The organism is Ligilactobacillus ruminis DSM 20403 = NBRC 102161 (genome assembly GCF_900113455.1).
Lineage (GTDB): Bacteria > Bacillota > Bacilli > Lactobacillales > Lactobacillaceae > Ligilactobacillus > Ligilactobacillus ruminis.
The window spans coordinates 1-11908 of sequence record NZ_FOPI01000008.1 but is presented as its reverse complement, the minus strand read 5'-3'; the positions used below and the strand labels follow the sequence as shown (position 1 = coordinate 11908).

Sequence of the window (11908 nt, the reverse complement as noted above, 5' to 3'; positions counted from 1 at the left end):
TAACATACGATTGAAGTCAACCACCATCGGCTAAAGTCGATGGCTTGTGAACAGACACCCCTGTATTGAGTATAGGTATTGGCAATTGGTCTGATACCGCCATGCGTAACTTTTACGATGGAACTTTGGAACGCCGGTTTCATGTACCTTCCGAAAGGCTTTCCAAGCCTTGTAATAGTTTTGGATTGCATTAGCTTTTGCGAGACTGTCAATGCGCTTGTCTTCCAAAAATTGGAAATGATTCGACATTTGTCTGGCATTTCGTCGAAGCTTCAGCTGTTGGATGCGATCTTGTACCGTATCAATCGGCAGTCTGACTCGGCTTAATTGACAAAGCTCTTTGCCGATTGCGACCATTTCGTTGTAGATAAAACGACTGGCATAACTATTAACCCTGATTATTTGTTTCTGATGATCACTTGGATAAATGCGAACCTTCAATCCATAATGGCATTCCAATTGTGCCATTGATTTCATTTTATTTCACCTCCTTTATTGCTATAATAATATTATAATCATCTACCATTTAATCTGAGCAACTAAGCATCGCCACCAGACTTTTTCAACTAGGGAACTGGCAGACGAAATGAAAGACATATTGCGAATGGTTGCAAAAGATAACGAAATTGTAATCGAAAAGATGGAAGTAACGCCGGATCATGTTCATGTACTGATCAGTTTTCCACCCAGCAAGGCGCCAACCAGCGCTATCAAAGCACTAAAGGGACGTAGTGCATTCATCTTTCTCAAACGACATCCAGAAATTCGACAATCACAATATCGGGGTAGTCATTTATGGTCTCCCAGCTACTATATGAGTACGCTCGGCAATATGAATAAAGATGTAGCGGAAAACTATATCAACAATCAAAAATATAATGCACTGCAAAAGAAAAAGCGCCCAAATGGAGCCTATCCATCCCATGACTAAAGTCACGGGATTTCCGGCCAGGCATAATTAAAAAACAGGCATTGATTCAAGTTCTTTTCGATGCTCTGAATTTAAGATGACCGCATCTCAGTAAGTTTCAACGGTTCAAAAAAATACTCACTAAAAAAAGAAACCCGCTCCACGCTGATCTGATCGCATAAAAAATAATCCTTTTTACGACTTTTCGGGGTCAAATATTAGAGTTTTTTGTAACAAAAAACACCGGTTTATCGATGCTCATGTCTTATCCTCAACATTCATACGCATACTTTGGATAATTATCAAGCTCAATAGATTTGAGGATAAATCTATATGTTACAGATTCAAAATGAGTTGTCATTTCATCTGCATAATCATGGAAATTTGCGCAGACAAAAAAATTCCTCGCCGTCGGTATCAATACCAACAACGAGGAACAGTATCTATTTACAACATTTGCGGAAAACGAGAAATTGATACCGGCACGAGCTAACGACTGGCTCAAATGGATTTACAAGAAGTACCCGCAAAAGAAAATTACATTGCATGGTTTTAGACACACGCATGCATCCCTTCTATTCGAAGCAGGAGCTACCATCAAAGAAGTCCAAACTCGACTGGGACACTCCAGTTCAAAAACTACTTTGGATATCTACACTCATGTCACGCAATCCAAGAAGCAGGAAGTAGCTCAAAAATTTGCCAATTACATCGACTTGTAACACAGAGGTTACAAGTTAGGTTACAAGTGCCTATTTCTGTTTATGCTTACGCTTCACAAACCTTATTACACCAGGCTTTGCAAGTTAAAAATGTTTTTATCCCACAGAACCTTCCATTTGATAATTGATCAGGCGATTGAGCTCAACTGCATATTCCATCGGAAGCTCTTTCGTAAAAGGTTCAACAAATCCCATGACGATCATCTCAGTGGCCTTTTCTTCAGGAATACCGCGACTCATCAAATAATAAAGCTGTTCTTCTGAAATCTTTGAGACCTTGGCTTCATGCTCCATTGAAACGTTGCCGTTCAAAATTTCATTGTACGGAATCGTATCGCTTGCAGATTTATCATCCATGATGATCGTGTCACACTCGACATGGGCAAATGATCCGTCAGATTTGCGTCCGAAACGAACGTGTCCGCGATAATCTACGCGTCCGCCATCTTTGCAAAGCGATTTCGAAACGATTGAACTCGTCGTATTGGGCGCATTATGAATCATTCGCGCACCGGTGTCTGAATCGATGTCTTTTCCGGCAAACGCAATTGACAGCATTGTTCCGCGCGCACCTTTGCCGTCAAGGTAGACGCTCGGATATTTCATCGTGACTTTTGAACCAAGGTTTCCGTCAACCCACTCCATTGTGGCATTTTCAAGAGCTCTGGCACGTTTCGTTTCCAAACTGTAAACGTTGTCGGACCAATTTTGAATCGTCGTATAACGACAGTAAGAATCTTTCAGACAATAAACCTCAACGACCGCAGCATGAAGACTGTCTTTTGAGTAATTCGGAGCGGTGCATCCTTCAACATAGTTGATGCTTGCGCCTTCATCGACAATAATCAGCGTCCGTTCGAATTGCCCTGAATTTCCGGCATTGATTCTAAAATAACTTTGGATAGGAACGTTGACTTTAACGTTCTTCGGAACATAGATGAACGAACCGCCTGACCAGACGGCAGAATTTAAAGCAGCCATTTTGTTGTCTGACGGCGAAACCAGCTTTCCAAAGTACTTCTTCACAAGTTCTGGATATTCTTTGACGGCAGAATCGGTATCCATGAAAACAATGCCTAATTTGTCAAAATCTTCACGCATGTTGTGATAAACGACTTCTGATTCATACTGTGCGGATGAACCTGCCAAATACTTTCTTTCTGCCTGAGGCACGCCCAAACGATCAAACGTCTTCTTGATTTCTTCAGGAACTTCATCCCAATCTCTGGCGACGCCTTCTGAATCACGACGAAAATAATTGATGTGTTCAAAATCAAGCGGACTCAAATCCGGGCCAAAATCAGGCATTGAAAGATTTTTATATGTCTCATAAGCTTTCAATCTGAAATCAAGCATCCATTCCGGTTCATTTTTGGCCTCAGAAATCTTCCTGACGATTTCTTCGGTTAATCCTTCACCGGTCGTATAAATAGGCTTAATATCGTCTTTGAACCCGTATTTATATTCACCGCCAAGTTCTGGAATTTTTTCTGTCATTGCCCGTCGACCCCCTTGTTGTTTTCTCCTAAAGCTTGATAGATTGCCTTCCAAGCCAAAGTGGCACATTTAATTCGTGCAGGAAACTGTGCAACGCCTTCCAAAATTGAAGCATCGCCCAAAATTTCTTCATAATCTTCTTCAGTTTCAGCTTTTCCTGTGACCATGTCGGAAAAAGCCACAACCATCTTTTCAATCTCATTCGGAGTTTTGCCGATAACCTCATCTGTCATCATCGATGCCGAAGCTTGGGAAATCGTGCATCCTTCACCGGAAAATGCAATATCTGAAACCTTGCCGTCTTCCATCTTCAGCTGCAAAATCAAAACGTCCCCACAAGTCGGATTGCGCAATTCCAGTTGATGATCGGAATTTTCAAGCACTCCGTGGTGATGAGGATGATCCGCGTGCTCAAGGATCATCTGTCGATATAAGTTGTCCAATCTAGATAGTGCCATGTTTGAAGAACTCCTTCGTTGCTAAAATTGCTTTTATCAGTTGATCCGCATCAGCTTTAGTATTGTAAAAATAAAAACTTGCTCTGACCGTTGCCGGAATCTTCAGATACTTCATCAAAGGCTGAGCGCAATGATGCCCGGCCCTGACTGCCACGCCTTCCATATCAAGCGCGGTTGCGACGTCATGCGGGTGAATTCCGTCAAGATTGAATGAAATCACGCCGGTATGCTTATCTGGTTCCTTAGGGCCATAAACAGTCAGACCATCAATTTGAAGAAGCTTGGGCAACACGTACTCAACCAGCTCATGCTCTTTTTTTTCAATTTCCTCATACCCCACGTCTTGCAAGTAGTCGATTGCGGCACCTAACCCGATGACGCCTGCAATATTTTGGGTTCCTCCTTCAAATTTCCAAGGAACTTCTTTAAAAGTTGAATGGTCCAATTCGACAAAGTCAATCATTTCACCACCGTATTCAAGCGGACTCATTCGTTCAAGCAATTCCATTTTTCCAAAAAGAATCCCGATTCCAGTCGGACCAAGCATCTTATGACCGGAAAAAGCCAGGAAATCAACATCCAGATCTTGAACGTCAACTTTCATGTGCGGCAAGGACTGCGCACCATCGACAACCATATAAGCTCCGTTTTCATGCGCCAATTTTGCCAATTCCTTGATGGGATTGACAACTCCCATAACGTTTGACGCCTGAGCTATTGATACGATTTTTGTCTTCGCTGTAATTTTTTCCTTGGCATCTTCAAAATCAAGTTCGCCATTTTTCGTTAACTTGACATACTTTAGTTTGGCACCCGTTTTTTCGCACAAAATCTGCCAGGGAACGATGTTTGAATGATGTTCCATGTAGGAAACGACAATCTCATCGCCTGATTTGACAACTTGTGTTCCAAACGAAACAGCAACCCAGTTCAATCCTTCGGTCGTCCCTTTGGTATAGACTATTTCGCGTTCGCTTTTGGCATTAATCAAGTTCTTTACTTTAAATCTTGTCTGCTCAAATTGTTCAGTCGCGCGCTCAGCCAAAGTATGAACGCCACGGTGAACGTTTGCATTGTCTCTTAAAAAGTAATTGCTGACGGCATCGATAACCTCTTTTGGCTTTTGCGACGTTGCCGCATTGTCAAGATAAACCAGACGTTCATCATTTACAATCTGATTCAAAATCGGGAAATCTCTGCAAATTTCATTCATTTTCTTGACCATCTATCAATTTCTCCTCAATCATGTCTGAAAGTCTCTTTCTGACAGAGATGCTTGGCACCGCAGTCAAAACCGGACCTAAAAAGCCTCTGATAACCAATCTTTCAGCAAGTTTTTTCGGCAGTCCGCGACTCATCAAATAATACAATTGTTCTTCGTTCACGCGTCCAACGCTTGCGGCATGACCCGCAGAAACATCGTTATCATCAATCAAGAGGATCGGATTTGCATCTCCTCTTGCTTTGGTTGAAAGCATCAAAACGCGGCTTTCCTGTTGGGCATCTGCTCCCTTTGCTCCATGAATAATGTGACCGATGCCGTTAAAGATCAATGATGATTTAGCCAGGATAACACCGTGCTGTAAAATATGACCAATGGAATGCTTACCATAGTTCGTAACGCGCGTGTCGATTCCTTGAACTTGTTTGCCGGTCGTAATCGCAACAACCTTGACCTCTGCATGCGATCCGTTCCCAATCAAATCAGAATCAAAATCGCCAACGATATTGCCGTCGTTCATCATCCCCATTGACCAGTCGATTTTGGCGTCTTGTTCGAGATATCCGCGACGATTAAGGTACGTGGTCGTATTTTCGCCCAAACGATCAAAGCTTGCAAACTTAACGTGCGAACCAGGACGAGCGATTACTTCAACGATGATGTTCGCTGTTGTTTCGTTGTTTCCGACCGTCAACAAGTTTTCAAGATATGAAACCTCGCTGCAGGAATCAGCAATCAGCAATACATGGTGCACGTAATCCTCGGCTTTTGTCGCATCCTGAATAAAGTAGGTCGTAATCGGCTTTTCGATAATCGTGTTTTTCGGGATATAAATCAAAGCACCGCTCGTAACCTTGGCCGCGTGCTGTGCGGTTAACCGATTTTCGTCAACTTTGACCGCCTTTTGCATGTAGTATCGCTCAAAAAGATCGCGATGCTCGGTTAACGCTGCCTTTAAATCGGCAACTATCACGCCTTTTTCTTTAAGTTCTTCTGAAATTTTGATGGTATCCGTTGATTGCCCAAACTCAATCAAAAGATTTTCACTGTCGTCGATGACGGATTTTTCATTTTCGTCAAGCTCGCTCTTGCTGAAAACGAGTTCTTTTTCAAGCTGAATCGGCCAGCGATGATACTTTATTTTTTGAAATGAAGGCATGGGAAGTTCTTTTGCCTTATCAAAAGCAGCACTTCTCTTTTCAGTAAACCATCTCGGTTCGCCGGCATTTTTTGCATACGTCTCAAACTTTTCCGTTGTCATTTCGCTCATGCCAGCCCCCCTATGCGTTTTCGTCAGTCAGCTTGATATCAAGTCCAAGCTCGTCACGAAGGCCTGCGTATCCTTCATCTTCAAGCTTTTTGGCAAGTTCAGGACCGCCCGTTTTTACAATCTTGCCGCCCATCATTACGTGAACGACGTCAGGAACGATGTAATTGAGCAAACGCTGATAGTGAGTTATGATCAATGCTGAAAATTCAGAGCCGCGCATCTCGTTGACACCTTTTGAAACAACTTTCAAAGCATCGATATCAAGACCCGAATCAATTTCATCCAAAATTGCAAATTTAGGTTTGATCATCATCATCTGTAAAATCTCATTGCGCTTTTTTTCACCGCCTGAAAAGCCTTCGTTCAAGTAACGTTCAGCCATTTCATCGGTCATATCCAAAAAATTCATTATCTTTGAAAGCTCTTTTAAAAATTTGCGAATCGAAATCGGGTCCTCTTTTGGGCGACGCGCATTAATTGCTCCGCGGATAAATTCAGCATTCGTTACGCCAGGAATTTCTGCCGGATATTGCATTGCCAAAAACAACCCTAATCGTGCACGTTCGTCAACCGGCTTGTCCAACAGGCTTTCACCGTCAAGCAAAACGTCGCCCTGAGTAATCTTGTAAGCCGGATTGCCCATGATAGACTCGGATAAAGTTGATTTACCCGTTCCGTTAGGACCCATGATTGCATGGATTTCACCCGTTTTCATCGTCAGATTTACGCCCTTTAAAATTTCTTTTCCCTCAATGGTTACATGCAAATCTTTAATTTCAAGTGTTGACATTCTTTCATCCCTCCATCAAGTCGATAAATTTATTTTAAGATAATTGAGAATCATTTTCAATTATCTTAACCGGAAAGTTGTTCATAAAATTGAATTTTATTAAAAATTATGAGAACAACGTTAATTATAACATGAAAAAAAGACTGAAAAAATTCCAGTCTCTTAACGGTTTAGTTTATATTTTCAAAATCTTTTTCGTTTGAGAACATATAACTCTTATTATGATAACGCATCGACATGATCATCCCGATTCCGATCATGTTTCCGACCAAAGCGGAACCGCCTTGGCTGACGAAAGGCAACGGAATCCCGGTCAACGGAAGCAAGCCGATATTCATCCCGATGTTTTCAAATACGTGGAACAAAATCATCATGATGACGCCAGTTGAGATATACGCATAAAATTCATTCTTAGTATCAAAAGTTATCTGAATCATTTGGAATATCAAAAGCATATAAATGAAAATCAGCAGGCAGCAGCCGATAAACCCAAAATTCTCGCCAATTACCGAGAAAATCATGTCGGATTCGCGAACCGGAACATAAACGTGCGAAACGTTGAATCCTTTCCCTAAAAGCTGACCGGATCCGATTGCCTTCATGCTTCGCCATAATTGATAACTGTCAGAACCGGAAGCAGCCGAAGGATTCAGCCATGAATCGATTCGACTAAACTGATAAGCTTTAAAGCCAATTTTCGTCAAAATATCACGATTATAAATTACCAGAAAAATTGCCGTACCGCCGACAACAGTGGCTGCAATGCCCAGGGGCACGATTATTCTCCATAAAATGCCGGAAACCAAAACAACGCCGGCAAGAATCGCAAAGAAAACAAGCATTGTTCCGAAGTCGTTTTGAAGCTTTAACAAAACAGCCACGGGAATCGTCCAAGCAAACATTTTCCCAAGCAAAATCGCATCGTTTTGAAGCGTGTGCGTCGCATATTCCGAATTGTGCGTCGAAACGACTCTCCCAAGCATCAAAATATACGCCGGTTTCATGACCTCAGACGGCTGAAACGTCAAAGGCCCGAATGCAAACCAGCTTTTGGCCCCGCTATGATTATAATAGGTCTTGCTGTACATGAACAAAACCAAAATCAGCAGCACTATTCCGATTCCATATGCAACTGGTGCTATCTTCCACAACTGTTCGGCATCAAACTGCATAATAAACCGGACGGCACCGATGCCGATAAAATACCAGATAGCCTGACTAAGTAAAACTTTTGTCGGATTAGCAATATTATCATGACTGAGAGCCACATAAAGCGCGGTCATCCCGATAACTGCCAAAACGAGCACACAGAAGATGATGCCCCAGTCAATTCTTGCATCATCATCCGTATCAGATCTTTTTAAATACTCTTTGCTCTCCATAATATTAAAAAACCTTCCTTCCAAACAAGCATTAAAACAATGGGAGTGAGACTGCATATACATTGTCCCACTCCCTCATTTTATCAATCAAAGCACGTCTAAGATAAGCGTTCAAATTATCCGTGATGAAGATGATATTCGCGCAAAATGCAGCCATATGCTTCTTCTCTGGTTGGCAACACGAAATCTTCACCCTCAGGAAGAACTGCTTTAAAACGAGCTTCATTCTCCAACACTGTCCCGATGACATCTCCACGAGCCGTGACAAGCTCTGATATAAGCTTTCCGTCAACCATTTTTTCGCGTTCGGTAATCTGAATATTTTTATCTTTTTTTGACATTATTTTTTCAACTCCTGCTGTTCGTATGAGCTCTCGTCTTTTGGATTTCGGTTTCGTCTGAGCGTAAAATGATCCGGCACCGGGTCATATCCTCCGCGAATAAACGGATTACACCTTAAAATACGACTGCATCCCATTATCAGGCCTAAAAAAGCACCATGCTTCTTGATGGCCTCAATCATATAAGTCGAACATGTCGGATAATACCGACAACTCGGAGGTAGAAGCGGTGAGATACACTTTTTATAAAACAAGATGGGTGCAATCAAAATTCTTTTGAGCATTATTTTTCCTTTGACAACTCTTCAATATGCTCAAGGAGTTTGCCTGAACCGATAGCCACGTCATCAAGCGGTGTTTCCGCAACCATTACGGGGACAGTCAAAACTTCTGAGAATCGCTGGCTTATTCCGTCAAGCAATGAACCGCCACCTGTGATGACGATTCCGCGATCAATGATATCTGATGCAAGTTCCGGAGGCGTTTCGCTCAAAACGTCATGCGCAGATGCAATCATCGAATCAATCGTATCCTTCATGGCTTCAGCAGTTTCGTCAGACGTCAGCGTGATGGTTTTCGGCAAACCGGTAACAACGTCACGACCTCTGACCTGAGTTTCCTTTTGACGATTTCCAACAACGCTGCTGCCGATTTCAATTTTGACCGTTTCAGCAGTGTGTTCGCCAATCAGCAAGCCGTATTTTTTCTTAACGTATGACGCAATATCCTGGTTAAGTCGATCACCGGCACTTCTGAGCGAGCTTGAAACCACGATGTCGCCCAAGGAAAGAACGGCGATGTCGCTCGTGCCGCCACCAATATCGATAACCATGCTTCCGCAAGGCTCAAAAATATCAAGACCGGCTCCGATTGCAGCAACTTTTGGCTCTTCTTCCAAATAAACGTTGCCGCCGCCTGACTTTTCTGCTGCTTGACGAATCGCTTTGCGCTCAATATCAGTCGTATTGGTCGGGGCACAAATCAAAATGTTCGGCTTTGCCATGAAACCCTTGACGTTAAGCTTTTTAATGAAATAGGAAAGCATCTGCTCAGTCATGTCAAAATCAGCAATTACTCCATCTTTCATCGGCCTGATTGCTCGAATGTTGCTTGGCGTACGTCCGACCATTTTATAGGCTTCCGATCCGACCGCTAAAACTTTGCCGGTTTGCGTATCAACCGCAACAACAGAAGGTTCGTTCAAAACGATTCCCTTCCCTTTAACATTGATCAAAACGTTTGCAGTACCCAAATCGATACCGATATCCTTAGCCATAGCCGTTCTCCTTTTATTTCAAATATTATTTCATTGTTTAAAAGTCAATATACAGTGATATTATATCACAATTGGCCATAGAAAAAACTGTGATTTCAAAAAAACTGGTCAGCACTGCAAATCATTGCTCAAGCTAAAAAGCGAGCCGAAAAAGCCCGCTTGAAACTCATACCTCTTCTGTTTCGTTCATAAAAAACTTTCCATTAGTAACATCATTTGCACGCTTAATTTCAGCACCAAGCGATGCCAGCTTTTCATGGAACCTGTAATAACCGCGATCAAGATACTTCAAATGAGTAACTTGCGTAATTTCTCTTGAAACAAGTCCTGCCAAGACAAGCGCTGCAGCTGCTCTAAGATCCGTTGCAGCAACTTCTGCTCCGCAAAAATCAGTCGGACCATACAAAATTACGGAATTTCCTTCAATTTTGAAGTCAGCATTCATTCGCCTGAGTTCTTCAAGATGCATGAATCGATTTTCAAAAACAGTTTCGGTCAAAATACTCGTCCCGTCGGCAGCTAATTGCAAAATTGACATTTGCGGCTGCATATCCGTTGGAAAACCAGGATGCGGCAACGTCTTGATCGTCGTTGGCTTTAATTTTTCGGGCCCGATAATCCTTACTCCTTTTTCTTCATCTATGACTCTAACGCCCATTTCCTCCAATTTTGAAATAAGCGGCTTGTTGTGCTCGACAATTGCATCTTTAATCAAAACGTTGCCTTTCGTCAAAGCTGCTGCCACCATGAAAGTTCCGGCCTCAATGCGATCTTGAATAATCGTATGCTCCGTTCCGTGAAGATGATCAACGCCGACGACTTTAATTGTTTCGGTACCGGCACCATAGACTTTGGCCCCCATCTTATTTAAAACATTGGCCAAATCAACAATTTCGGGTTCACGAGCAACATTTTCGATTATGGTCGTTCCCTTGGCAAGCGTTGCTGCCATCATAATGTTTTGCGTTGCTCCAACGCTTGGAAAATCCAAATAAATATTGGCACCCTTTAAGCAGTCGGTTCTTGCTTCAATATATCCGTCATGACGTTCAATCTCGACTCCCATGGCTTCTAAACCTTTAAGATGCAGATCGATCGGTCTTGAGCCGATTGCACATCCGCCCGGCATTGCAACTTTTGCATGCCCCAAACGTGCCAGCAACGGTCCAAGCACGACAATTGATGCTCTCATTTTGGAAACATATTTAAACGGGGCTTCATATGAAAGATTTCCCGTTGCATCAAGCACCATGGTCTTCGTCGATTCGTCCAAGCCGACCTGAACGTTCAAAAATCTAATTACGTTGCTCATTGTATAGACATCAGAAAGAATCGGAACGTTTGACAAAAAAGTTCTGCCCTCGCTCGCAAGGATGCTTGCAGCCAAAATCGGCAAAACCGCATTTTTTGCGCCTTCTATCTCAACAGTTCCCTCAAGTCGATGCCCACCGTGTACAATAATTTTTTCCACTAAAAACCCTCCATGAACAAATTATTTAATCAAGTAAGTCATATTTGTCAGACTGTTCAAAAAGCTCAAAAAAAATGAGCTGACTCCATATCCTACCGCTACTGAAAATAAAACCAATGCTACTTTAAACTTGTTTTGCCTTTCTTGAGTAAAATACCGATCAAGTCTCAAAGACTGAAACGCGTTAAAACTTAAGGCAATAAAAACAAAGTGACTAATGATTGTTAAAAGCGACATTACTCCGATATCTTGCATTTATCTAATTTAAACCTTTCAATCAATTCGAACTAATCATAGCATAGTTTTCTTTAATAGTCACTGAATCTAACTGAATTTTAAATAACTCGACTTGTATGCCATTTTTTTCATAATGGTTCTCCCATGACCGAAGTCACTGGATTTTCGTCCAGTAATCATTGAATCAATCTAAATCAAGGCACTGTATTTTTGTAAGCGGTCGTTAAATAAGCGTTCTTCATAAACCTCCGATGTCTTGGTATGCTTTAAACATCAAGTATATCGGAGGTTTAAATATGAAATTGGATGACGTCGTGGAAGTCAACCTTGTT

The 11908-nt window shown here is 42.1% G+C and carries 11 protein-coding genes and 3 pseudogenes; 2 read left to right on the top strand and 12 right to left on the bottom strand.

Annotation, left to right across the window (positions count from 1 at the left end; translation table 11 throughout):
* Positions 1 to 75: 75 nt before the first annotated feature.
* Positions 76 to 477 (bottom strand): annotated as a pseudogene (locus BMZ95_RS02980) (helix-turn-helix domain-containing protein); the annotation flags it as partial.
* Between BMZ95_RS02980 and tnpA the strand changes: the two are divergent.
* Positions 467 to 931, top strand: a pseudogene (gene tnpA / locus BMZ95_RS02975) (IS200/IS605 family transposase). The pseudogenes BMZ95_RS02980 and tnpA overlap by 11 nt on opposite strands.
* Positions 932 to 1317: 386 nt before the next feature.
* Positions 1318 to 1632, top strand: a pseudogene (locus BMZ95_RS02970) (tyrosine-type recombinase/integrase); the annotation flags it as partial.
* 96 nt (positions 1633 to 1728) lie between these two features.
* Here BMZ95_RS02970 and sufB read toward each other — a convergent pair.
* From sufB to BMZ95_RS02915, 11 genes are all read right to left on the bottom strand, one after another.
* Complete coding sequence (gene sufB, locus BMZ95_RS02965) at positions 1729 to 3129, bottom strand: Fe-S cluster assembly protein SufB (RefSeq protein ID WP_003694476.1); 1401 nt, start codon at positions 3127 to 3129, stop codon at positions 1729 to 1731.
* Positions 3126 to 3587, bottom strand: a complete 462-nt coding sequence (gene sufU, locus BMZ95_RS02960; protein WP_046922055.1) for a Fe-S cluster assembly sulfur transfer protein SufU — start codon at positions 3585 to 3587, stop codon at positions 3126 to 3128. Before sufU ends, sufB begins: the two co-directional genes overlap by 4 nt.
* Complete coding sequence (locus BMZ95_RS02955; protein ID WP_041820036.1) at positions 3574 to 4812, bottom strand: cysteine desulfurase; 1239 nt, start codon at positions 4810 to 4812, stop codon at positions 3574 to 3576. The genes sufU and BMZ95_RS02955 overlap by 14 nt, the downstream gene beginning before the upstream one ends.
* Entirely contained in the window at positions 4793 to 6079 is a 1287-nt protein-coding gene (gene sufD, locus BMZ95_RS02950; protein WP_046922054.1) for a Fe-S cluster assembly protein SufD, read from the bottom strand. The genes BMZ95_RS02955 and sufD overlap by 20 nt, the downstream gene beginning before the upstream one ends.
* Positions 6080 to 6089: 10 nt before the next feature.
* On the bottom strand, positions 6090 to 6869 hold the full coding sequence (gene sufC, locus BMZ95_RS02945; RefSeq protein ID WP_014073765.1) for a Fe-S cluster assembly ATPase SufC: 780 nt from the start codon (positions 6867 to 6869) through the stop codon (positions 6090 to 6092).
* A gap of 170 nt (positions 6870 to 7039) precedes the next feature.
* A complete protein-coding gene (locus BMZ95_RS02940; protein ID WP_014073768.1) occupies positions 7040 to 8251 on the bottom strand; it encodes an FtsW/RodA/SpoVE family cell cycle protein in 1212 nt (403 codons plus the stop codon).
* A gap of 116 nt (positions 8252 to 8367) precedes the next feature.
* A complete protein-coding gene (locus tag BMZ95_RS02935) occupies positions 8368 to 8592 on the bottom strand; it encodes a DUF2969 domain-containing protein (RefSeq protein WP_014073769.1) in 225 nt (74 codons plus the stop codon).
* On the bottom strand, positions 8592 to 8876 hold the full coding sequence (gene yidD, locus BMZ95_RS02930; protein ID WP_062370084.1) for a membrane protein insertion efficiency factor YidD: 285 nt from the start codon (positions 8874 to 8876) through the stop codon (positions 8592 to 8594). The genes BMZ95_RS02935 and yidD overlap by 1 nt, the downstream gene beginning before the upstream one ends.
* The gene (gene mreB / locus BMZ95_RS02925) at positions 8876 to 9868 is read right to left on the bottom strand and encodes a rod shape-determining protein (protein WP_014073771.1); all 993 of its coding nucleotides are present in this window, start codon (positions 9866 to 9868) and stop codon (positions 8876 to 8878) included. The genes yidD and mreB overlap by 1 nt, the downstream gene beginning before the upstream one ends.
* Before the next feature lie 166 nt (positions 9869 to 10034).
* Positions 10035 to 11339: a UDP-N-acetylglucosamine 1-carboxyvinyltransferase gene (gene murA, locus BMZ95_RS02920; protein WP_046922053.1), complete on the bottom strand. Its 1305-nt coding sequence runs from the start codon at positions 11337 to 11339 to the stop codon at positions 10035 to 10037.
* 21 nt (positions 11340 to 11360) lie between these two features.
* Positions 11361 to 11576, bottom strand: a complete 216-nt coding sequence (locus BMZ95_RS02915) for a DUF1146 family protein (protein ID WP_225354889.1) — start codon at positions 11574 to 11576, stop codon at positions 11361 to 11363.
* Positions 11577 to 11908: the final 332 nt, after the last annotated feature.

Bases quoted from the DNA above. Each gene is read 5' to 3' on its own strand.
- sufB (WP_003694476.1), bottom strand. From the start codon at position 3,129: ATGACAGAAAAAATTCCAGAACTTGGCGGTGAATATAAATACGGGTTC.
- sufU (WP_046922055.1), bottom strand. From the start codon at position 3,587: ATGGCACTATCTAGATTGGACAACTTATATCGACAGATGATCCTTGAG.
- BMZ95_RS02955 (WP_041820036.1), bottom strand. From the start codon at position 4,812: ATGGTCAAGAAAATGAATGAAATTTGCAGAGATTTCCCGATTTTGAAT.
- sufD (WP_046922054.1), bottom strand. From the start codon at position 6,079: ATGAGCGAAATGACAACGGAAAAGTTTGAGACGTATGCAAAAAATGCC.
- sufC (WP_014073765.1), bottom strand. From the start codon at position 6,869: ATGTCAACACTTGAAATTAAAGATTTGCATGTAACCATTGAGGGAAAA.
- BMZ95_RS02940 (WP_014073768.1), bottom strand. From the start codon at position 8,251: ATGGAGAGCAAAGAGTATTTAAAAAGATCTGATACGGATGATGATGCA.
- BMZ95_RS02935 (WP_014073769.1), bottom strand. From the start codon at position 8,592: ATGTCAAAAAAAGATAAAAATATTCAGATTACCGAACGCGAAAAAATG.
- yidD (WP_062370084.1), bottom strand. From the start codon at position 8,876: ATGCTCAAAAGAATTTTGATTGCACCCATCTTGTTTTATAAAAAGTGT.
- mreB (WP_014073771.1), bottom strand. From the start codon at position 9,868: ATGGCTAAGGATATCGGTATCGATTTGGGTACTGCAAACGTTTTGATC.
- BMZ95_RS02915 (WP_225354889.1), bottom strand. From the start codon at position 11,576: ATGTCGCTTTTAACAATCATTAGTCACTTTGTTTTTATTGCCTTAAGT.